General features: G+C 69.6%; 18 protein-coding genes, 1 tRNA gene and 1 other RNA gene. 4 read left to right on the top strand and 16 right to left on the bottom strand.

The window, feature by feature from the left end:
• Positions 1-476: 476 nt before the first annotated feature.
• The 3 genes from AC3IPP_RS03830 (at position 477) to AC3IPP_RS03820 (ending at position 4143) form a co-directional block, all read left to right on the top strand.
• Positions 477-1505 (top strand): ABC transporter substrate-binding protein, encoded by a 1029-nt coding sequence (locus tag AC3IPP_RS03830; RefSeq protein WP_489150424.1) that lies wholly within the window; start codon positions 477-479, stop codon positions 1503-1505.
• Positions 1506-1570: 65 nt separating this feature from the next.
• Entirely contained in the window at positions 1571-3016 is a 1446-nt protein-coding gene (locus AC3IPP_RS03825) for a hypothetical protein (protein WP_489177441.1), read from the top strand.
• Positions 3013-4143 carry a DUF2336 domain-containing protein gene (locus AC3IPP_RS03820; protein WP_489150422.1) on the top strand — a complete coding sequence of 377 codons (1131 nt, stop codon included), beginning with the start codon at positions 3013-3015 and terminating at the stop codon, positions 4141-4143. The genes AC3IPP_RS03825 and AC3IPP_RS03820 overlap by 4 nt, the downstream gene beginning before the upstream one ends.
• 1 nt (position 4144) lies before the next feature.
• Here AC3IPP_RS03820 and AC3IPP_RS03815 read toward each other — a convergent pair whose 3' ends face one another.
• From AC3IPP_RS03815 to AC3IPP_RS03740, 16 genes are all read right to left on the bottom strand, one after another.
• Positions 4145-5275 carry a mechanosensitive ion channel family protein gene (locus AC3IPP_RS03815; protein ID WP_087138959.1) on the bottom strand — a complete coding sequence of 377 codons (1131 nt, stop codon included), beginning with the start codon at positions 5273-5275 and terminating at the stop codon, positions 4145-4147.
• A 170-nt stretch (positions 5276-5445) separates the two neighbouring features.
• Positions 5446-6531: an undecaprenyldiphospho-muramoylpentapeptide beta-N-acetylglucosaminyltransferase gene (murG, locus tag AC3IPP_RS03810; RefSeq protein WP_489150421.1), complete on the bottom strand. Its 1086-nt coding sequence runs from the start codon at positions 6529-6531 to the stop codon at positions 5446-5448.
• Between the two features lie 13 nt (positions 6532-6544).
• On the bottom strand, positions 6545-7726 hold the full coding sequence (gene ftsW / locus AC3IPP_RS03805; RefSeq protein WP_087138957.1) for a putative lipid II flippase FtsW: 1182 nt from the start codon (positions 7724-7726) through the stop codon (positions 6545-6547).
• A complete protein-coding gene (locus tag AC3IPP_RS03800) occupies positions 7723-9252 on the bottom strand; it encodes a Mur ligase family protein (protein WP_489150420.1) in 1530 nt (509 codons plus the stop codon). Before AC3IPP_RS03800 ends, ftsW begins: the two co-directional genes overlap by 4 nt.
• Positions 9253-9256: 4 nt before the next feature.
• Complete coding sequence (mraY, locus tag AC3IPP_RS03795) at positions 9257-10366, bottom strand: phospho-N-acetylmuramoyl-pentapeptide-transferase (RefSeq protein WP_087138955.1); 1110 nt, start codon at positions 10364-10366, stop codon at positions 9257-9259.
• Positions 10366-11805: a UDP-N-acetylmuramoyl-tripeptide--D-alanyl-D-alanine ligase gene (locus AC3IPP_RS03790; RefSeq protein WP_489150419.1), complete on the bottom strand. Its 1440-nt coding sequence runs from the start codon at positions 11803-11805 to the stop codon at positions 10366-10368. Before AC3IPP_RS03790 ends, mraY begins: the two co-directional genes overlap by 1 nt.
• Complete coding sequence (locus AC3IPP_RS03785) at positions 11798-13255, bottom strand: UDP-N-acetylmuramoyl-L-alanyl-D-glutamate--2,6-diaminopimelate ligase (protein ID WP_489150418.1); 1458 nt, start codon at positions 13253-13255, stop codon at positions 11798-11800. Before AC3IPP_RS03785 ends, AC3IPP_RS03790 begins: the two co-directional genes overlap by 8 nt.
• On the bottom strand, positions 13252-15030 hold the full coding sequence (locus AC3IPP_RS03780) for a peptidoglycan D,D-transpeptidase FtsI family protein (protein WP_489150417.1): 1779 nt from the start codon (positions 15028-15030) through the stop codon (positions 13252-13254). Before AC3IPP_RS03780 ends, AC3IPP_RS03785 begins: the two co-directional genes overlap by 4 nt.
• Positions 15027-15413, bottom strand: a complete 387-nt coding sequence (gene ftsL, locus AC3IPP_RS03775) for a cell division protein FtsL (RefSeq protein ID WP_489150416.1) — start codon at positions 15411-15413, stop codon at positions 15027-15029. The genes AC3IPP_RS03780 and ftsL overlap by 4 nt, the downstream gene beginning before the upstream one ends.
• Positions 15410-16372, bottom strand: a complete 963-nt coding sequence (gene rsmH, locus AC3IPP_RS03770; RefSeq protein WP_489150415.1) for a 16S rRNA (cytosine(1402)-N(4))-methyltransferase RsmH — start codon at positions 16370-16372, stop codon at positions 15410-15412. Before rsmH ends, ftsL begins: the two co-directional genes overlap by 4 nt.
• A complete protein-coding gene (locus tag AC3IPP_RS03765) occupies positions 16369-16845 on the bottom strand; it encodes a division/cell wall cluster transcriptional repressor MraZ (protein WP_087138949.1) in 477 nt (158 codons plus the stop codon). The genes rsmH and AC3IPP_RS03765 overlap by 4 nt, the downstream gene beginning before the upstream one ends.
• Positions 16846-17184: 339 nt before the next feature.
• Positions 17185-17563: RNase P RNA component class A (gene rnpB, locus AC3IPP_RS03760), an RNA gene on the bottom strand.
• Positions 17564-17849: 286 nt separating this feature from the next.
• A complete protein-coding gene (locus AC3IPP_RS03755; protein WP_489150414.1) occupies positions 17850-18611 on the bottom strand; it encodes an N-acetylmuramoyl-L-alanine amidase in 762 nt (253 codons plus the stop codon).
• A gap of 25 nt (positions 18612-18636) precedes the next feature.
• Positions 18637-18960: a hypothetical protein gene (locus AC3IPP_RS03750; protein WP_489150413.1), complete on the bottom strand. Its 324-nt coding sequence runs from the start codon at positions 18958-18960 to the stop codon at positions 18637-18639.
• A gap of 121 nt (positions 18961-19081) precedes the next feature.
• Positions 19082-20881: a signal peptide peptidase SppA gene (gene sppA, locus AC3IPP_RS03745; protein ID WP_087138946.1), complete on the bottom strand. Its 1800-nt coding sequence runs from the start codon at positions 20879-20881 to the stop codon at positions 19082-19084.
• Positions 20882-21032: 151 nt separating this feature from the next.
• Positions 21033-21791 carry an SIMPL domain-containing protein gene (locus tag AC3IPP_RS03740; protein ID WP_489150412.1) on the bottom strand — a complete coding sequence of 253 codons (759 nt, stop codon included), beginning with the start codon at positions 21789-21791 and terminating at the stop codon, positions 21033-21035.
• A 189-nt stretch (positions 21792-21980) separates the two neighbouring features.
• Here AC3IPP_RS03740 and AC3IPP_RS03735 point away from each other — a divergent pair.
• Positions 21981-22056, top strand: a tRNA-Ile gene (locus tag AC3IPP_RS03735).
• Positions 22057-22384: the final 328 nt, after the last annotated feature.

Raw genomic sequence — 22384 nt, 5'->3', positions numbered from 1 at the left:
AGGCCGAAGGGACACGGCGGCGCGGAAATCCGGGGAGACCCGGAGATCAAGCGGACCGGTCCGGCTCTCTGACCCAGGGTTCCAAGCCTCCTCGGAGGACGCGGAAACACCGAAGCAGGGCCCAGGCTCCCGATCCTTTAGCGCCTCGGCGCCGGGATCACGGAGAACCAGGCCGGGATCGACGGACGGCGCGAGGTTCGCCTTGCGGAACGCCGAAGACCAGGGGCCGATGGAATGAAGGTCGAACGACGCCGGGTCCGCCCGCCGACGCTGAGATCGACTTCTGACCCGATAGCGGCCAAGTCCAACCCGGACTTGGCGAGGGGACGCGATCCGCGATCCGACCGGCGACGGTCTGGCTCAAAGGGTTACGTCCCCTCGCTCAATTCCGGCGCATGGTTTTCGGACTGAAATCCCGCCCGGCGACGCCTCGCCGCCTTTCCAAGCGCCGCCCGCCCCCCTACACCCTAAACGTGATGACTCGCGCCCGCCTGCACCGACGCGGCCTGATGGCCGGCGCCCTCGGCCTGACCGCCCTGGGCGCCCTGTCCGCGTGCGACCGCACCCCGGTCCAGACCGACGAGTCCGGCCGGGTGCGCCTGCGGGTGGCGGCGGGCGGACCGACGGGCGCCCTGCACGGCGGCTTCTACCAGGCCGTCGCGACCGGAGCCTATGAGCGGCGCGGCCTCAACGTTGAGATTCTGGCCGGACCGTCGGGCGCCGACATCCCCGCCCTGCTGGCCGCCAGCGCGGTCGAACTGGCCGTCGGCCGCGACAGCTTCCTGCCCCTGCGGCTGATCGCCGAGCGCGCGCCGATCAAGGCCGTGGCCGCCTTCCTGCAGAAGGATCCCGTCGTCCTGCTGGCTCATCCGGGTCAGGAGCTGGAGGATCTGACGGTCCTGCGCGGCCGTCGCATCCTGATGGAGCCGGGCGACCAGGCCGGCTTCTGGACCTGGCTGCGCGCCCGCTTCGACCTGACGCCCGATCAGGCCCAGCCGGGCGCCCCCGAGGACAATCTGAAGGCCTTCCGCGAGGATCGCGAAAGCGTGCTGATCGCCCGCCTGACCGACGGCGCGCCGGGCCTGATCGCGCGCGAGGTCGGCTTCCAGCCCCTGGTCCTGACCCCGGCCGAGGACGGCTATCCCTCCTATTCCGGCCTGGTGCTGGCGCCCAACGCCTTCGCCCGCGACAACGCTCAGGCCCTGCGCGACTTCATCGCCGCCTCGGTCGAGGGCTGGCGCGACTATGTCCACGGCGACGGGGCCAAGGGCGACGCCCTGATCCGCCGCGCCCATCCCGACCTGCCCCAGCGCGTGCTGGACGCCGCCCGCGCCTCGCTGCGCGCCCAGGCCATGGTCGACGGCGGCGACGCGGCCCTCTACGGCCTGGGAGCCATGACGCCCGAACGCTGGCAGGCCTTCGCCGAACAGACCCAGGACGCCTATTCCGCCGTTCCCGACTGGCGCGAAGCCTTCACCAGCCAGTATCTGCCCTCGCGCGGTTAAGCCTGTCCGGCGTTAGGCGAGGATTAAGCCGCGCCGCCTAGGGTGTCCGGCTGAACGTCTTCACCTTGCACGAGGCGCCGGTGCCGCGCATCCTGACCATAGCCGTCCTTCTGCCCGCGCTCGGCGCCTCGACGGCCGCCTTGGCGCAGGCCGCGCCGTGGGCGCCGCCCCAGGCGCAGGCGCCCTATCCGCCCGCCGCCTATGATCGCCAGCTGTCCTGGCCGGGCCGCGCCCAGGTCCATCCGTCCAGCCAGACGGCTCCCGCCTATCCGGCCGCGCCCGCCGACGGCTTCGCCCCGCCGCAGGACACGGCCTATTTCGCGACGCCCGCGGCTCAGACCGTCGCCCGACCGGCCGTCATTCCCCACGGCGGCTATCCCTGGCGCGCCGGAGCGCCGGGCTACAACCGCCAGCTGACGCCCGCCCAGGCCTGGGGCGCGCCGTCGCCGATCCCGGCCCCGCCGTCTTCGGCCAACGCCCTGACGCCCGCCCCCGACTTCCGTCCGGTGACCAGCCACCCCGACGCGACCTGGGGCCCCTATGTCTCGCCCCCGGCCGAGCAGCCCGCGCCCGCGTACACGCCCCCGGCGCCGTATCAGCCGACCTATCAGCCCGCGCCCTGGACGCGTCAGCCTCTTTCGACCCCGCCGCAACCCGTCGCGCCGCCGCCGTCGGACTACGCCCCGGCGCCTTACGTTCCCGAGCGCCAACCTCAGCCGATGGAGCGCGCTCCGGCGCCCGGCCACGTCCCCTGGACGCGCGCGCAGCCGCAGCCTCAACCCGCGCCGCCCGTTCAGCGCACGCCTCTGCCCGAGCCGGCGCCGATGCCGATGCCCGAGCCGCAGCGCCCGATGCCGCAACAGCCCGCGCCGAGGCAGCCAGCGCCGGTCCAGCCCGCCCCGCGCGTCGTCGCGCCCGCGCCCCAACCGGCGCCTGAGCCGGTCCGACCGCCCGCTCCAGTCCCGGCTCCGGCCCCGGCTCCTGTTCCCGAGCGCATTCCTGAGCGCACGCCAGCGCCCGCAGTCCAGCCCTCGGCCCCGCCGCCCGTCCAACCTGCGCCGCAACCGACGCCTGCGCCCGCCCCGGCTCCAGCTCCAGCTCCAGCTCCGGTTCCGACTGACCCGGCCTTCGACCCCATGGCCCCTCGCCGCGACGCGCCGATCTTCCAGTTGCAGCGGAACACGCCCCAACCGCCCGCCTCGACGCCCGCCCCCGCTCCGGCTCAAGGTCACGCGCCCGCCGCCCCGACGCCCGCGCCCCAGCCTGCGTCGAACGACGCCCCGGCCCCGCAAGGCAGCGCCCGCTACTATTCCGTCCATCGTCAGGCGGGGCGCCAGCCGGACGCCACGCCCCTGCCCGCGCCCAACTATCTGGACGCCATGCCGGTCGAGCTGGATCAGCCCATCACCTCGGATGATCTGGCCCAGCCCCCTGAAGCCCCCGCCGTGATGCGCGACGCCCAGGGCCGTCTGCGCGCCGCCCCGCTGGCCGATGACCCGATGCTGCCATGAGCGACGGCGCCGCCTCCTCTCCCTCCGTCGCTCCGCCGGCCGAGACCGGCTCGCGCCTGCCCGACCTGATCGCCCTGGCGCAGGAGGAGTCCAGCCCCAGGCGCCGCGCCCTGCTGCGTGAGCTGACCGACTGCTTCTTCGGCGCCGTCGAGCGCACCGAGGCCGAGACCGCCCTCTACGGCGCCGTCCTGTCCGACCTGACCGACGCCATGGAGACGGCCGTGCGCGCCGAACTGGCCGAACGGTTCGCCCAGTCGCCCGACGCCCCGCACCAACTGATCCGCCGCCTGGCCAATGATGAGGCCGAGACCGTCGCCGCCCCCGTCCTCACCGCCTCGCCGGTGCTGACCGAGGCCGATCTGATCGGCGTCGTGCGCTCGCGCGGTCAGGGCCACCTGCGCGCCGTCAGCCGCCGCGCCGCCGTGTCCGAGGCCGTCTCCGACGCCATCGTCGAGCGCGGCGACGACGAGACCCTGGGCGTGCTGCTCGGCAACGAAGGCGCCAGCCTGTCGCGCGCCGCCTCCGAGACCGCCGTCGAGCGCGCCCGCGCCAACCCGGCCCTGCACGCCGTCACGGTCGAGCGCTCCAGCCTGCCGCCCGACCTGTTGAACGACATGTATTTCAGGGTCGAGGCTCGCCTGCGCCAGCGCATCCTGGAGCAGAACGCCCGCATGGACCCGGCCCTGCTGGAAAGCGCCCTGGCCGCCGGCCGCACGCGCGTCGCCGCCGAGGACGGCGCCCTGCCGGCCGACTACGCCGAGAGCCTGGCCTATGTCGAAGAACTGCGCGCCGCCAATCAGCTGACGCCCCAGGTGCTGGCCCGCTTCCTGCGCTCGGGCGGCCAGACGGCCTTCCTGATCGCCCTGTCGCAACTGGCCGACGTCGACTTCCACACCGCCCGCCAGATCATCGAGCGGCGCGAGCTGGACGCCCTGGCCGTGATCTGCAAGGCGGCGGACCTGGATCGCGCCCTGTTCCTGACCTACGCCGTGGTGCTTCTGAACACCGACGACAACGCCATGGGCAAGGCCCGCGCCTATGCCGGGATGTACAACGAACTGACGCGCGAGGCGGCCCTGCGCACCCTGCGCTTCTGGCGCGCGCGCAAGGCCATGCAGGCGGCCTGACCTATTCTTCGTAGCCGGTCGGGCGCGGCGCCGGGCGACGGCGCTCGCGGTCGAAATCCATCCGGTCGCGCGGCAGGGCCTCGGGGCATTCGTCGCGCATGAAGGCCAGCATCTTCTCGCGCACCTCGGCCCGCAGGTCGAAGGCGACCGAGGCGTTGCGCGCGCTGGTCAGGCAGCGCACCTGGGCCGTCCGCTCGGTGACATCCGTGACCTGCAGCGCCACCACGTCGCCGTCCCAGTGCGGCGAGGCGTGGGCGATCTGCTCCAGCTTGATCCTCAGCCGATCGATCGGCGCTTCATAGTCGACATAGAGGAAGGACACGCCGATCAGCCGCGAATCCTCGCGCGTCCAGTTCTGGAACGGCTTCTGGATGAAGTAGGTCAGCGGCAGGACCATGCGCCGCCAGTCCCACAGCTTGACCACCACGTAGGTCGAGGTGATCTCCTCGACCCGGCCCCACTCGCCCTCGACGATGACGGCGTCGTCCAGGCGGATCGGCTGGGCGGTGGCGATCTGGATGCCCGCGATCAGATTGGTCAGGAAGGGCTGCAGCGCCAGACCGGCGACGATGCCGACCACCCCCGCCGAGGCCAGCAGCGACAGCCCCCACTGGCGCACGCCCGGAATGGTCAGCAGCGCCAACCCCAGAGTGATCAGGGCGATCAGGATGGCGGCGACCCGTTGCAGGATGCGCGTCTGGGTGACGTGCTTGCGGGCGTAGAGGTTGTCCTCCGCCTCCATGTTGAACTTCTTCAGGTGGACGATGGCGCCCATGTCCACCGCGCCCGCCAGCATCCAGCCGCACACCAGGATGAAGCCGAACAGCAGGCTGCGCCGGATGAACAGCGACGGCTCCGGGTCCAGCGGCGACACGGTGACGGCCAGGGCCAGGGCGATGATCATCACCGCGATCCGCACCTTCAGCCGGGCGCGCTTCAGCATCCCCTTCCAGAAGTCGTCGCGATTGCGCACCGCCAGCTTCAGCAGGGCGAACACCACCTGATTGGCCGCCCAGCCGATGAAGACGAAAACGACGGTGATGATCGACACCACCGCCCATTCCGGCAGCCAGTGGAACTGACGCCAGAGCGCAAAAATGGTGTTGGTCAGATTGGTGACGAACTGAGGCATGCCTTGACCATAGCCCTTCTCCCCGCCGGGGGAGAAGGTGGCTCGCGCAGCGAGACGGATGAGGGGGACGCCAAATAACGCACACCCACATCAGCCCGTGCGAATGAAGGACACGTCCCCCTCATCCGAGCGGCTTCGCCGCCCACCTTTTCCCCAAGGGGAGAAGGGTCTTATCTGGCCGCAGCCTCCACCAGATCGGCCAGCCTTTGCGCCGCATCCGGGATCGCCACGGACCGCGCCCCCGCCGACATGACCGCCAGCCCCGCCGGATCGGTCAGGATCGCGGTCAGCGCCACCGTCAGGCTCTCGACCGTCAGATCGTCCTCAGCGATCACCTTCGCCGCCCCTGCGTCGGACAAGGCGCGCGCATTCAGGGTCTGGTGGTCGTCGGTGGCGATCTTCAGCGGGATCAGCACCGACGGCAGGGCCGCCACCGCCAGCTCCGAACAGGTCGAAGCCCCCGCCCGCCCGAGCACCAGATGCGCCTTCGACAGCCGGTCGGCCATGTCGCGGAAGAAGGGGGCGACCTCGGCCTCTATCCCGGCGTCGAGGTAGATCTGGCGCGCGCTCTCCAGCGTCTCGGGCCGCGACTGCTGCTGCACCTTCAGCCGGTTGCGGATGGCTTCCGGCAGGGCCGCCAGCGCGCGCGGCGTGGTCTCGGACAGGATGCGGGCGCCCTGGCTGCCGCCCGTCACCAACACATGGATCGGCCCGCCGTCGACCGGCGCGGCGTAGGTGCGATCGAACAGGGCGCGGATATCCGGCCGCACCGGATTGCCGACCAGTTGAACGCGGCCCTTCACCTTGTCCGGCGCACGGCCCAGCGTCGGAAACGCCGCTGCGATCACGCCCACGCTGGTCGCCAGATAGCGGTTGGTGCGGCCCAGTACGGCGTTCTGCTCATGGATCACGGTCGGACGACGCGTCGTCACCGCCGCCAGCAAGGCCGGCGCCGACGGATAGCCGCCGAAGCCCACCACCACGTCCGCGCCCGTGCGCTGGAACGCGGCCTTGGCCTGACCGACGCCCTTCATAATCGCCAGTCCCGCCTTCAGCAGGCCGATGGGGCCGCGCCCCGTCGCCGCGTCCAGCGCCAGACGCTCTTCGGCGGGAAAGGCGTGGGCGTACTGCTCGCCACGCTTATCGGTGGCCAGCACCACGCGCCAGCCGCGCGCCGCCATCTCGCGCGCCAGCGCCTCGGCGGGGAACATATGGCCGCCGGTGCCCCCGGCGGCGACGACGCAGACCTTGGTCATGGATGGTGCTCTCTTACGGCAGCAGGCGGCGACGCGGGTTGACGTTCGACCCCAGTTCATAGGCGCCCGGACGACGCCGGGTCAGGGCCAGAGCAAAGCCCATCGTCAGCCCCATGGCCATCATGGACGACCCGCCATAGCTGATGAAAGGCAGGGTCATCCCCTTGGTCGGGATCAGATTCAGGTTCACCGCGATGTTGATGCAGGCCTGCAGCCCGATCAGCATGAACAGCCCCGCCGCCGCCGTCTGTTCGAAGGAGTCGTTCAGCTTCATCGCCTTGCGCATCCCGCGAATGACGATGAAGGCGTAAAGACCGATCATGATCAGCGACAACACCAGGCCGAACTCCTCGGCCCCGACGGAATAGATGAAGTCGGTGTGCAAGTCGGGGACGTGGCGCTTCATCACCCCCTCGCCGATGCCGCGCCCGACCAGGCCCCCGGCGCGGATCGCCTCGGACGCACGGTCGATCTGGTGAGTGTCGGTCGTCTCGGGCGACAGGAAGCGGCTCAGGCGGTCGCGCATGTGGCTGAACATGAAATACAGCGACACCACACCGCCCGCGCCGACCGCCGCCAGGGCCGCCACCCACTTCAGCGGCACCCCGGCCATGAAGAAGACGGCCATGAAGGTGGTGGTGATCAGCAAGGTCTGGCCGATGTCCGGCTGGATCAGCAACAGGCCGACCGTCAGCGCCCACAGGCCGAAGGCGATGCTGACGCCGGGCACGCCCTCGCCCTTCTGGGCCTCGGCGAACATCCAGGCGGCGAAGACGATCAGTCCCGGCTTGGCGAACTCGGACGGCTGCAGGCTGAACGGCCCCAGATTGATCCAGCGCGCCGCCCCCTTCACCGTATCGCCGATGAAAGGCAGGGCCGCCATGACCACGATGGCGCAGACCAACGCCAGCACCGCGATCCGCCGCACTCCGCGCGGCGACAGCAGCGAGGCGCTCAGCATCCCGATCAGCCCCATGCTCGAGAAGACCATCATCCGCCACGAATAGTGGAAGGGATCGCTGATCGATTCATCAGCCAGGATCGCCGCCGGGCTGGAGGCGAAGCTCAGCGCCACGCCCAGGGCCACCAGCGTCAGCGCCGCGCCCAGCAGGCCGCGATCCACCGTCCAGAACCAGCGCGCGATCAGGCTCTGATCGTTACGCGAGAAGGGATGGCTGTAGCTGTTGTGGGTCATGCGGCGGGCTCCGGCCGTGCGCCCAGGCTCAGGACGGCGGCGCGAAACGCCTCGCCCCGGACCTCGAAATCGGGGAACTGATCGAAACTGGCGCAGGCGGGCGACAGCAGGACCACCTGCTCGCCCCCGGCCGCGGCCGCGTCGGCGGCGGCCAGTTCGACGGCCCGCTCCATCGTATGGGCGACGATATGCGGGGTGTCGGCCAGGGTCACGGAGAAGGCGTCCGCCGCCTCCCCGATCAGATAGGCCTTGATCACGCGCGCGAAGAGGTCGCGCAAGCTGTCGATCCCGCCGTCCTTGGCCTTGCCGCCCGCGATCCAGAAGACGCTGGAGTAGGAGGCAAGCGCCTGTCGCGCCGCGTCGGCGTTGGTCGCCTTGGAGTCGTTGATGAAGCGCACGGAGCCCAGCCGCCCGACGGCCTCCATCCGGTGCGACAGGCCGGGGAAGGTCTGCAGGCCCTCGACCGCCGCCTCATGCGACACGCCCAGCGCCCGCGCCGTGGCATAGGCGAAAGCCGCGTTCTGGGCGTTGTGGCGGCCCGGCAAGGACCGCGCGGCGGTCAGATCGGCCAACACTTCGCCGCCCGCCATCAACACGCCAGCCGCCGCCGCATATCCTTCTCCCCTCGGGGGAGAAGGTGGGCCGCGAAGCGGCTCGGATGAGGGGGACGCCAGATACGACTGCGCCTCTTCGGCATGGGACGCGACAGGGGACACGCCCCCCTCATCCGTCTCGCTACGCGAGCCACCTTCTCCCCCGAGGGGAGAAGGAAGACTCAGAACCGTCTCGACCCGCCGCCCCTGCGCCCACAGATCCGCCGCAGCCGTCCGCCCCCATTCCTCGTCCACGCCGACCAGCGCCAGCGCCTCGGCCCCCTGCGCCTGGAAGATCCGGCGCTTGGCGGCGACATAGCCTTCCATCCCGCCGTGGCGGTCCAGATGGTCCGGCGACACATTGGTCAGGATCGCCACGTCCGGCGCAAAGCCCGTCGTCAGGTCCAGCTGATAGGACGACACCTCGATCACATAGACCGCATCCGCCGTCGGCTCGGGCAGGGCCAGCACCCCGATGCCGATGTTGCCGCCAATGTGGACGCTCAAGCCCGCCTGCTTCAGCACCCAGCCGATCAGGGCCGTGGTCGTCGACTTGCCGTTGGTGCCGGTGATGGCGACCACGCGCGGCCGCATCCCTTGCGGCAGGGCGGCCAGCGCCCGCGCGAACAACTCCACATCGCCGATGACCGGCACGCCCGCCTCATGGGCGCGCTCCACGCTCCAGTGCGGCTTGGGATGGGTCAGCGGCGCGCCGGGCGACAGCACCAGGGCGGCGAACCCCGACCAGTCGGCGCGGGTCAGATCCTCAACCACGAAGCCCTCGGCCTCGGCCTGCATCCGGCCCGAGACGCCGTCGTCCCACAGCACGGGGATCGCGCCCCCGGCCTGAAGCGCGCGCGCCGCCGTAATCCCCGACCGTCCCAGGCCGAAGACCGCAACACGACGCCCCTCGAAGCCGGGAACGGGGATCATCGGATCAACGCAGCTTCAGCGTGGCCAGACCGAGCAGCGCCAGCATGGCGGCGACGATCCAGAAACGGATGACGACGGTGGATTCCGGCCAGCCCATCTTCTCGAAATGGTGGTGGATCGGCGCCATCAGGAAGATGCGCTTGCCGGTCAGCTTGAAGTAGCCGACCTGGATCATGACCGAGGCCGCCTCGACCACGAACAGGCCGCCGACGATGCCCAGCACCAGCTCGTGCTTGGTCGCCACGGCCATGGAGCCGAGGGCGCCGCCCAGGGCCAACGAGCCGGTGTCGCCCATGAAGATCTTGGCCGGCGGGGCGTTGTACCAGAGGAAGCCCATGCCCCCGCCGATGATGGCGGCGCAGAAGATGGCCAGCTCGCCCGCGCCCGGCACGTGGTGGACCTGCAGATAGTCCGCGAACAGGAAGTTGCCGACCAGGTAGCTGATGATGCCGAAAGCGCCGGCCGCCATCATCACCGGCACGATGGCCAGGCCGTCCAGCCCGTCCGTCAGGTTCACCGCGTTCGAGAAGCCGATGATGGTGAAGGCCGCAAAGGCCACATAGAACCAGCCGATGTTCAGCAGCACCGCCTTCAGGAAGGGGAAGGCGATCGAGGTCTCAAGCCCGGGCGAGGTCGGCGACTGGGTCATCCACAGCACGGTCAGCACGCCGGCGATCACCGCCACGATCGTCTGGGCCAGCAGCTTCTGCTTGGACGTCAGCCCGGCCGAGGTCTGCTTCGTCACCTTGGCGTAGTCGTCGATGAAGCCCAGCACGCCGAAGGCCGCCGTCACGCCCGAGACGATCCAGATGTAGGGGTTGGTCAGGTCGCCCCACAGCAGCACGGCCACGCCGATGCCCGCCAGGATCATCAACCCGCCCATGGTGGGGGTGCCGACCTTGGACAGGTGCGAGACCGGACCGTCGTCGCGGATCGGCTGGCCCCGGCCCTGCTTGGCGCGGATCCAGTTGATGAAGCGGCTGCCCATGGCCACCGCCACGATCATGGCCGTGGCCATGGCCAGGGCCACACGCACCGTCTGATACTGGATCAGGTGCAGCAGCGGATATTCCTGGGCGATGTCCGCGTAATAGAGATAGAGCAAATAGAACATCAGGCGGACTTCCCTTGGGCCTCGGCGGCGACGCGCGCCTCTTGTTCGGCCACGCCGAGATTTGCAAGCGCGGCCGCGACCAGCGAGGCCTTCGAGCCGTTCGAGCCCTTGACCATGACCACGTCGCCCGGCTGGATCAGGGTCGCAGCCTCGGCGGCCAGTTCGGCGGCCGTCTCGCGCCACTCGCCGCGCAGCGCAGGCGGCAGGGCGTCATGCAGCAGGCGCATCTGCGGCCCGGCCGTATGCACCACATCCAGACCGGCGGCGACGATGGCGGGGGCCAGCCCTTCGTGAAGAGCCCGGCTGTGCTCGCCCAGCTCCAGCATGTCGGTCAGCACCACGACGCGGCGCCCGCCCGGCCCCACGGGCTTGGCGCCCAGGCTGACGAAACCGGCCTTCATCGACAGCGGATTGGCGTTGTAGCTCTCGTCGATCAGGGTGAAGGCGCCGCCGGGGACGGCCACCGTCCGCTCCTGCCCGCGCCCCGCCAGCGGCTGGAACCCGGCCAGCGCCTGAAGCGCCGTATCCAGCGACACGTCCAGCGCCTGCAGCATCAGGATGACGCACAGGCTGTTCAGCCCCCAGTGCACGCCCGACTGCGCGAGGCGATATTCAATGCGCCGTCCGTCCAGTTCAGCGGTGACGGTCGCGCCCTCGCTGTCGGCCACGAAGTTCAGCAGGCGCGCGTCGCAGCCCACCGCATGACCGAAGGTCCGCACCACGGCCCCGGCCTTTTCCGCGCCTTGACGCACGATGTCAGCATAGGCGTCGGCGGCGTTGACCACGGCGATCCCGCCCAGCGCCAGCCCCTCAAAGATGGCGGCCTTCTCGCGCGCCACGCCCGCCTCGCCGTCGGCGAAGGCTTCGATGTGGACCGGCCCGACCGTGGTGACGCAGGCAGCATGAGGCTGAACAAACTGCGACAGCGGCCCGATCTCGCCCGGATGGTTCATGCCGATCTCGAACACCGCGCGGTCGGTGCCCTGCGGCATCCGCGCCAGCGTCAGGGGCACGCCGATGTGGTTGTTGTAGCTCTTGATCGAGGCGTGCGCCGAACCGGCCAGATCGAGGCCCGCCTTGATCGCCTGGGTCACGCTGGTCTTGCCGACGCTGCCGGTGACGGCGCCGCGCAGGCGGGCCCGATCGCGCGCGGCGACGCCCAACGCCTCCAGCCCCTTCAGCGTGTCAGGAACCAGCACATAAGGCCCGCCCTCGACCGGCCGGTCGACCAGGGCCACCGTCGCGCCCGCGGCAAAGGCGGCGCCAGCGAACTCATGCCCGTCGCGCGCGCCGTGCAGGGCCAGGAACAGATCGCCCGGCGCGATCTCGCGGCTGTTGTAGGTCAGGCCCGAGACTTCAGCGTCGGGTCCATGAAGCCGTCCTCCGGTCGCCGAGGCGATGGCTTCGGCGGTCCAGAGCGGCGTGTGAGCGTCAGGCATGGTCTTTCAGGGCTTCGGTCGCTTCGGCGGCGTCATCGAAGGGATGCACGACCCCGCCGACGATCTGACCCTGTTCATGCCCTTTTCCGGCGATCACGACCACATCTCCTTCGCGCATCAGGGAGACGGCGTGGCGGATGGCCTCGCGGCGGTCGCCGATCTCCAGCGCGTCGGGGCAGCCGGCGCGGACCTGGGCGCGGATGACGGCGGGGTCTTCGGAACGCGGATTGTCGTCGGTGACGATGGCTGTATCGGCCAGACGCCCCGCGATCTCGCCCATCAGCGGACGCTTGGCCCGATCCCGGTCGCCGCCCGCGCCGAAGACGACGATCAGACGGCCGGTCGCGTGCGGACGCAGCGCGTTCAGCACCGTCTCCAGACCGTCGGGGGTATGGGCGTAATCGACATAGACCTCGCCGCCGCGCGCGCCGCCGGGGATGCGTTGCAGGCGGCCTTGCGCGCCTTGGATCAACTCCAGCGCCGGGATCACCCGGTCGGGGTCTTCGCCGCCGGCGATGCACAGACCCGCCGCCACCAGGGCGTTGGACGCCTGGAACGCGCCCGCCAGCGGCAGCAGGACATCGTGCACCCGGCCGCGCACGTCGAGGGTCAGGCGCTGGCCTTCCGGCGTCGCCCGGCGCGCCAACAGGGTCAGGTCGCGCCCGCGCTCGCCCACGCCCATCACGCCCAGACCGGCCATGATCGAGGCCGAGGCGAAGGCCGAATAGGCGTCGGAATCCGCGTTCAGAACCGCCGTGCGCCCGCGCGGCAGCAGGGCCTCGAACAGGCGCATCTTGGCGGCGCGGTATTCGTCCATCGTGCCGTGATAATCGAGGTGGTCCTGCGTCAGATTGGTGAAGCCCGCCGCCTTGATCGCCACCCCGTCCAGACGCCGCTGGTCGATGCCGTGGGACGAGGCCTCCAGCGCCAGATGGGTGACTTCCTTGCGGGCCAGTTCGGCCAGCAGGCGCGCGGCCTCGGCGGCGTCGGGGCTGGTCAGGCCGGGGCCGGTCAGGGCGTAGGTCTTGTCGCCCTTCTGGCCGACCACGCCCAGGGTGCCCATGCTGGCCGACTTCAGGCCGAGCCCTGCCCAGATCTGGCGGCAGAAGTTGGCGACCGAGGTCTTGCCGTTGGTGCCGGTCACCGCGACGCAGGTGCGGGGCTGGGCGCCGTAGAAAGCGCGTGCGGCGATGGCGTAGGCCCGGTGCACGTCGCCCGATCCGACCAGGACCGGCGCCGCGCCCGCAGGCGTGTCCGACGGCGCCAGCACAGCCGCCGCGCCCTTGGCCAGGGCCTGCGGAATGAAGGCGCGGCCGTCGGCCTGCGTCCCCGGCAGGGCGACGAACAGGGCGCCGGGCACGACCTGGCGGCTGTCGGCGGTGACGGCTGTGATCTCGGGGTCCGAGGCCACGTCGCGGCGCAGCAGTTCGGAAAGGCGCAGTTGGCTCATCGGCCGTCGCCCTCCACGTCCTGGAACTCCGGGATCTTTTCGCCCAGGGCGGTGGACCAGCGGTCGGCCTTGCGCTCGACGCCCAGGAAGCCGGCGATGCGGGCGGCGATGCGGCCCACGGCGGGCGCGGCGACATAGCCGCCGGTGCGCGGATAGACGCCCGGCTCGTCCATCAGGACAAAGACGGTGTAGCGCTTGGCGTCCACCGGCCCGTCAGCGGGGAAGACCCCGGCGAAGGAGCCGACGGCCACCGCCGGATTATAGCGGCCGTTGACCAGTTTGTTGGCCGAGCCCGTCTTGCCGCCCATCCGCAGGCCCGGCGCATCGGCGAACCGGCCCGAAGCGCGCGTGACGTTGCGGCGCATCAGATCGATCATGTTGGCCGAGGTTTCCGGCGAAATGACCTGATGCGTCTGGGCGTTGGGACGACCGCCCTTGCGCAGCGTCGGCGGCACATAGCGCCCGCCGTTCACCAGCGCGCCATAGGCCGACACATACTGGATCGGCGTGACCATGATGCCGTAGCCGAAGGACAGCGAGGCCAGGGTGCTGTCGTCCCACTTCCTCACCTTGGGCGGGGCGGCCGATTCCTTCAGCTCGATCGGGGCGGCGTCCAGCAGGCCCAAACGGCGGAAATAGTCGCGCATCACATCGCCGCCCATCTCGACCGCCAGGCGCGAGGTGCCGATGTTGGACGAGTGCAGATAAACCTCCTCCAGCGTCAGCACCTTGTTGGTGGCGTGGAAGTCGGTGATGCGGCGCTTGCCGATCTGCAGCGCCTGAGAGGCGTCGAACAGGGTGTTCATGTCGGCCCGGCCGGTGTCGATCCCGGCGGCGACGGTGAAGCTCTTGAACACCGAGCCCATCTCATAGTGGGCCGAGACGACGCGGTTCAGCGTGGCCTCTTCCGGCGCGGCGTTGCGGCGGTTGGCGTCGTAGGTCGGCCACGAGGCCATGGCCAGGATCTCGCCGGTCTGCACATCGGCGACGACGGCGACGGCGCCCTTGGCCTTATGCTCCTCGGCGGCGATGGCCAGTTCGTTCTCGACCACGCCCTGGACCCGCAGGTCGATGGACAGGGGGAAGTCCTCGCTGGCGGCGCCCGCCGCGCGAATTTCCTGATCGAAGGCCAGCTCGGCGCCCGCCACGCCCTCGCCGCCCGTGTCCGAACGACCGATCAGGTGCACGGCCGAGCTTCCCAGCGGATAGACGCGGCGGTCTTCCGGCTCGAACGTCACCCCGCCCAGGGCCAGGGCGTGGACCGCCCGGCGCTCGGCCGGCGTCAGGCCGTTCAGGGCGATCAGACGACGCTCGCCGCTCAGCACCCGATCCAGACGCGCGGCGGAAATGCGCGGCAGGGCGCGGCGCAGCTGGGCCTTGGCGGCCGGAATGTCCCAGACCTCGCGCGGGTCGATGTAGAGGCCGTAGTGGGTGATGTTGGTCGCCAGCAGCTGACCGTTGCGATCCACCAGATCGGCGCGCGTCAGGGCGCCGGGATGGAAGCCCGCCCCGGCTCCGCCGCGCGGCGTCAGCAGGGCGGCGTGCGCCGCGCCCAGGGCCAGGCAGGCGAAGACGACGCAGAAGGCCGCCATGATCAGGAAGATGCGGACGCGGGTGTCCTCTTCCGGGCGGGCGTCGGCGCGGGCGCGCTCGAACGAATGCTCCAGGTTCCACACCAGGGAGGCGACCCAGCGCCCCCAGGCCGAAACGGCGCCGCCGAAGGTCGCCTGCGGGCGGCCGCGATAGCCCATGCCGTGATGGTCATGCACGCTCATTGCACGGCCTCCGCGGCGGGAGCAGCAGGGGCAGCGACGGGTTTTTCAACCGGCGGCGGCGCGATCGCGGGCAAAGCCGCCGCGCCCGCCTGCTTCTTCACATCGACCGGACCCAGGCCGATCTCGCGCGACAGGGCCTCCAGCCGCGCGGGCTGCTCCAGCCGCGTGACCTCGGCGCGCAGCAGGCGGACCCGCTCGCGGTTCTCGCGGATGTCGCGCTCCAGGCTGCTGATCTCGGCGCTTTCGCGAGCGGCGGCCGCCTTGGCGATATAGACCGAGAAGACCAGCGCCAGCACGCAGGCCACGCCGATGATCTCGACGCAGCGCACGCCGCGCACCTTCCACTCGAACAGGCGCTTGATGGGCTCAGGCACAGTCATCATGCGCCCCTCCCCTTCACCGCGCCCCAGGCCGGGGCGCTGGTGCGAATCCCTGCGCGCAGCTTGGCCGAACGGGCGCGGGGGTTGGCGGCCAGTTCGGCCTCGCCCGCCTCGCGCGCGCCCTTGAACATCAGGTCGAAGCTGGGCTTGCGCATCTCGACCGCGACCGGCGCATGGCGCGAACCGCCCGGCGCATTGCCGGTGCGCTCGGTCATGAAGGCTTTGACGATGCGGTCTTCCAGCGAATGGAAGGTGACGACGACCAGCCGACCGCCGGGCGCCAGCGTCGCCTCAGCCGCCTCCAGCCCGCGTTCCAGCTCGCCCAGCTCGTCGTTGACGGCGATGCGCAGGGCCTGAAACACGCGGGTGGCCGGATGGATGGCGGCGCCGCGACGCCCGCCCAGAGCCTTCTCCACCACCTCGGCCAGATCGAGGGTGCGGGTGAACGGCTGCTCGACCCGGCGGCGCAGAATGGCGGTGGCGACCCGGCCCGACTGACGCTCGTCGCCGTACAGCTTGAAGATATGGGCCAGCGGCCCGTGATCCCAGGTATTGACGATGTCGGCGGCGGTGACGCCCTCATCGCTCATCCGCATGTCCAGCGGCCCGTCGCGCATGAAGGAGAAGCCGCGCTCGGCCTGATCCAGTTGCATGGACGAGACGCCGATGTCGAAGACGGCGCCGTCCAGCTTCGCCTTGCCGCTCTCCTCGAACGCCTCGGCCAGACCCGAGAAAGGCGTGCGGATCAGTTGGAAGCGGTCGGGGAAGTCGCGCGCCACGGCCTCTGCGAACGGCTGCACCGTCGGGTCGCGATCCAGCGCCACAACCTCGGCTCCGTGCTCCAGAATGGCGCGCGTATAGCCGCCCGCGCCGAAGGTGGCATCGATGACGACGTCGCCCGCCTTGGGCGCCAGCGCCTCGATCACCTCGGCCAGCAGGACGGGCGCGTGCGGAGAGGTCATGCCGCCCCTCCCGTCTTCGCCGCAGCGGCCTGGCGACGCATCTCGCCGAACTGTTTCAGGCCCTCGCGCGCCATGCGGCGCTGCTCGGCGCGGTGCGCGGCCCACTTGTCCTTGTTCCAGATCTGGAAGCGCTCGCCGACACCGTAGATGACGACCGTGTCGGACAGGTCGACCTCGGCGCACAGATGCTCCGGCAGGGTGATGCGCCCGCCCGAGTCATAAGCCAGCGGCTTCTGTTCGCCGAAGATCGAGGCTTCCAGCGCCGAGCGATAGGGATCGCCGAACGGCAGGCTTTCGATCACCGCGCGATATTCGGCGAACAGCTTGTCGCCGCCCGCTTCCAGGCAATCGGCTTCGATGGAGGGAAAGCAGAAGACGCCGTGCTCGGCGCCGTTCTCAGCCGTGCGGAATTCCTGGGGGATCAGGAGACGGCGCTTGCCGTCCAGCTGCTTCTCGTAGGTCGAGAGAAACACGCCCTGCCCTATCGAACCCTGCGGCCCGCCCCTGAAATCCGGTGAAAAACCCACGCGTCGGGCCGTAGCCCCTACTCATGAGCCACTGGGATAGCATGGGACAGAATGGGCCTCAATGGGATTAGTTGACGCCCTTTAACCTAATTTGCGGTTCGATCAGCGCCTCAAGGACTGTAAAATCAGAACATACACAGAACAAAATGAGTATTCACAGCCTGTGGACGAGTTCTAACGCCTTGATTTCAACGGAATGGTTAACGAGGGTGCCCCCTCCCGATGGGAGAGGGCCCGCCTCAAAACCCTCAAGCAGCACGAAGCGCGTTGGGGCCTCTAAAAATAAACACCAGACGGCCTGTAAGCCGGGTTCTGTTCCGCCCGAAAGCGGCGACGATCATTCCTCTGGGCCGCCCATTGCTGGACGGCTCTCGCGACCTACCCGGACGCCTGGGGCGGTGAGCCCTGCGGAGCGAGCCCCGCGCGACGTCCCTATTTGGTCTTGCTCCAGGCGGGGCTTGCCATGCCGTCGACGTTGCCGCCGACGCGGTGGGCTCTTACCCCACCCTTTCACCCTTCCCTGAGCCGAAACCCAGGCGGTTTGCTTTCTGTGGCGCTATCCCTCGGGTCACCCCGGGCGGGCGTTACCCGCCGCCTTTTCACCGTGGAGCCCGGACTTTCCTCGACGGGAGCAAGCCCCCGCCGCGACCGCCCGGCCGTCTGGCGAGCGCTAGATGCGCGCGAATGGGCGGAAGGTCAATGTGAGACAAAGCACGCCAACACTCTCCCTCCCCTTCATGGGGAGGGTGGTTGAGCCCGAAGGGCGAAACCGGGCGGGGGCGGCAGGGCGATACGGACACGACCGAAGCCGCTTCATCCGCCGTTATCATCGGGTCAGGCCCAAGGGTGACGGAGGGGGCGAGAAAGCGCCTGCATCACCGAGCCCTCCCCACCCGGTCGCTACGCGACCACCCTCCCCGGCACGGGGAGGGTGAGGCGTGGCGCTTGGCTTAATCCAGCACGCCCGTCACGCTCTCGACCGAGGCCAGTTGCAGCAGGCCGACCAGTCGCGCGCGCGTCTCGCCGTCGGCGACGCCGTCGACGCGATCGGGCCGCCAGTGGCGCTGGAAGGCCTCGACCGTCAGGCGGGTCTCGTCGTCATAGGCCCCGCCCGGCTGCACCCCATAGCCCAGCCGGTGCAGGCCCGAGCGCAGGACGATGACGCCCAGCCCCTCGTCGCCCGGCGACAGAGGCGCGCCCAGAGCGCCGATACGCTCGGGTGCCGGGTCGAACCACAGGCCGTGCCCGGCCTCGGCCAGACGCTTCCACGGGAAGAGCTCGCCGGGGTCCTGCTTGCGCTCGGGCGCCATGTCGGAGTGGCCGATGATGCGGGCGTCGGGAATGGACCAGCGGGTGCGGATGTCGCTGATCAGGGCGATCACCCCCTCGATCTGCGGCTCGGTGAAGAGGCGATAGCCGAACTCATGGCCCGGATTGACGATCTCGATGCCGATGGAGGCGGCGTTGACGTCGGTCTCGCCCTGCCAGGCGCCGCGCCCGGCGTGCCAGGCCCGGCGCTCTTCCGGCACCAGCCGTAGAACGGAGCCGTCCTCATCGACGACATAGTGGGCCGAGACCTTGGCCTCTGGGTCGCGCAGGCGGGCGATCGCCGCCTCGGCCGTCTCCATGCCGGTGTAGTGCAGCACCAGCATGTCCGGCGGGCCGCGCCGGGCGTCGAAGTTCGGAGAGGGCGCGTCCGGATAGACGGTCATGGCCAGAGGTTCATGAGGCGGGCGATCAACGCCCGTCCTTTTCCCAGCCGTAGGTCACCCAGGTGTCGCCCACCTTCTTGGCGTCAATGACGCCGTCGTCGCGACGACGACGCGCCGTCATGGCGCGACGGGCGCGCAGGGCGAAACCGGCGAAGAAGACCAGCACCCCGGCCACCAGGGCGATCATGGCCACGGCGGCGGCGGTGAAGATGGCCAGCAGGGCGCCGACCGTTACGGCCAGGGCGGTGGCGATCAGGCCCGCGACCCAGACGAAGGGCGCCAGCAGGCCGGAACCGGGCCGACGGCGCGCATTGAAACCCAGCTGGCCCATCGGGTCGGAGTTGATCATGAACTCAAAGCCTCTCTCAGCGTCCTGATGAACGCCTCAGGCGCAATGTCGGTCCATCGACCTGAACGGTCAATGCACTGCGACATCACGCACCAGTCACATTTGTTGTCCCGGCGAAGCCTCAGAAGGCCGGCTGATCCGCCAGGACCACAGAGCCGCGGCTGCGCATCCGGTCGGTCTCGACGCGGTTCAGCATGGCCTGGGCGGCGGGATCGCCCATCACCTGGCCGACCTTGACCATGGCTTCAGCGGCCTGGCCCGAGGCGCCGAAAGCCGTCGCCAGCGCCTCCCACGGGGTCTGCGGTTGCGGGAAGCGCTTGAACCGGACGGTCTCGGACGACGGGATCTTGGCCAGCTGGCGCGCCTTGGCGACGGCCTCTTCCAGACCGCCCAGCTGATCGACCAGACCCAGGCCGTGCGCCTGAGCGCCGGTCCAGACGCGCCCCTTGGCGATCTCGCGCACGCGCTCGACCGGCAGCTTGCGGCCCTTGGCCACACGGGCGACGAACTCTTCGTAGATGCGGTCCATCGAGGCGGCGAAGGCTGCGCGCTGGCCCTGGTCGAAGCTCTGCGTCGGCGAGAAGGCGTCGGCGTAGTCGCCGCCGACCGACAGGCCGCGCATGTCGACGCCGAAACGTCCAAGCGCATCAGCCAGCACGAACTTGCCGCCGAACACGCCGATCGAGCCGGTCAGGGTCGAGGGCTGAGCCACGATCCAGTCGGCTTCCGAACTGATCCAGTAACCGCCGGACGCCGCATAGGCGCCCATGGACACCACTACCGGCTTGCCCGCCGCCTTGGCCGCACGCACGGCGGCCAGCACCTGTTCAGACGCTTCCGGAGAACCGCCCGGCGAAGAGACGCGGAAGACGATGGCCTTCACGTCCTTGTCCTCGATGGCCTCATAGATGGCCTTGGCCGTGTCGTCCGAGCGGATGCTGGTCCCGCCGCCGAAGGGCGAGTCGTTGGCGCCGCGGCCGGTCATGATCGCGCCCTCGCCGCCGACGATGGCGATGGCAGACTTGGCCGAGCCCGAACCCGAGGTCGTACGCGCGCCCTTCAGCGAGGCGTATTCGCCGAATTTCACGATCTTGGCGTTCTTGCCGGCCTTGGTCTTGGCGGCGGCCTCGGCTTCCTCGACCTGGCCGATCTTGTCGACCAGCTTCAGCGACAGGGCCTGATCGGCCGTATAGGGACCAGCCTCGACAATGGCCTTCAGGGCCTCGGGCGTAGTCTTGCGGTCGCGGGCGATACTGGCGACCGCGCTGTCGTAGATGGAGCCCATCCAGGCCAGCATGGCCTCGCGGTGCGGAGCGGTGAAGTCGCTCTGCGTATATTCGTTGACGGCGTTCTTGTACTCGTAGCGCTGCTCGAAGTCGGCCTTGACGCCGTACTTCTCGAAGGCGCGGCCCAGGAACACGCTGTCTGCCGCCAGGCCCACCGCCTGGAATCCGGCGGTGTTCTGCAGCCACAGCTGATCAGCGCTGGAGGCGACCATATAGCTGGACATCACCGCGCCCACCGGCATGAAGCCCTGACTGTGCGCGATCACCGTCTTGCCCGAGGCGCGGAAGCGGGCGATCGCCTGGCGCACTTCATCGGCCGAGGCGGGCGTCATGCCGGCTTCCGGCGCGCGCACCAGCAGAACCTTGACGTTGTCGTCCGCCGCCGCCTGGGCCAGGACGTCCACGACCTGAACCACCGACAGGCTGGGGCCGCTGAAGGCCGCGAAAGGATTGACCGGCGTCTGATCCGTCAGGCCGCTGCGCAGATCCAGCTCCAGCACCGTCTGGGCGGGCGCCGTCGGCTTGGAGGCCCCGGCCGCCATGGCGAAGAAGATCAGCGCCACCACCGGCAGTACGACGAAGAAGGCCACAAGCCCGGCGAAAACGCCCAGCATGGTGAGGAAGAACTGCTTCATGGAAAGGCGGACGTCCAGGATCGCGGCCAGAGGCGGCCAAGCGTGAGGATAGAGGCCGCGCCCGGCGCGTCAAATGAACGGACGGTAATAAACCCATGAAAAAGGGCCCGCCGTCGCCGGCGAGCCCTTCTCCTTCACGGCAAGGTCGCGATCAGCGCCCGATGTCGTAGGTTCCGCTGATATCGATGCGGACCGTCAGTTCGCCTGCGGAGACCGGGGTCGAGGCGCCGCCGGCGTCCATGGCGACGCGGGCGTACATGGCCTGCGGACGCACCTCGGGCGCATAGCCGCCGCCCTCGGTCAGGGAGCGCACCGGCCCCAGGTCGACGCCCAGGGTCTGGGCGTACAGCCGCGCCTTGTCCTGCAGGGCGCGCACGGCCAGCACGCGGGCCTGATCCTCGGCCGCCTTCGGGTCTTTCAGACCGAAGCCGATGCCGTCGATCTGGTTGACGCCCGCCGCGACCACGGCGTCGGCGGTCGCGCCGACCTTCGTCAGATCCTGAATCGTCACCGTGACGCGGTTCGAGGCCTGATAGCCGCGCAGCTTGGGCGGTTCGTTCTGCTGATAGTCATATTGGGCCGACAGGTTCAGCCCCGAGGTCTGGATGTCGCGCTCGGCGATCCCGGCGCGACGCAGGGCGGCGACCACGCGGGTCATCTGCTGGGCGTTCTGGGCCATGGCCTCCTGGGCCGTCGGGGCCTCGGTCACCACGCCGAAGTTGATCGTCGCCTGATCCGGCGCGACCTTGACCTCGCCGTAGGCCGACAGGTTCAAGGCGGGTTGTTGAGCCATGGCGTGCACCTGTATCGGGGAAGAGCCGCCGGGCTGGGATTGAGCAGACGCGACGGCCGGCGCCGCCAAGGTCATCAGGGCCGTGCCCAGCATCAGGGCGCGTGCGGTGCGGGTCATTACGAGGTCTCCGTCGAAATCGAACGGGCAGGCGTGTTCGCCAGCCACGGCCTAACTTAGCCGTTTCAAACTGAACGAACGCAAAAGACCCCTGTGCAGGTTCCGTTCATCAGGGTGAAAAGCGTGACAGGTCCAAGGCGGCTTTGCAGCCGCCGCCTCGCCTGCTAGGCACCGCTTGCTGTGCTTCGGGGGCCCGTAGCTCAATGGTTAGAGCCGACCGCTCATAACGGTCTGGTTGGGGGTTCGAGTCCCTCCGGGCCTACCAACCGTGAAACCACGTACAGAATGTTGGAAACGGCGGCCCCGATAGGGCCGCCGAGCCCGGTTCAAGGGGCGCCGTATAGCGCAGCGCAACGCTGTTCGACATCAGCCAAGCACATATCAAAAGCTATACCTTCAGGACTATCCGGATTGGGCAGATAGACCATCCCCCCAGGAGTGCGCGGCAGACAGCGATCGTACCCCTCAAAATAGCACTGGGTGTATTCCGGATTGAGAGATGGTTGAGCAACAGCGAGTGTCGGCGATTGAAAAGATGCGACAGCCGCTACCGCAACAACACCCAATGCGGCCAACATAACTTTGCTTCTTGA

This window comes from Brevundimonas sp. KH_060 (assembly GCF_057838275.1).
The sequence above is the reverse complement of the archived record's forward strand: the minus strand, read 5'-3'. Positions and strand labels throughout refer to the sequence as shown.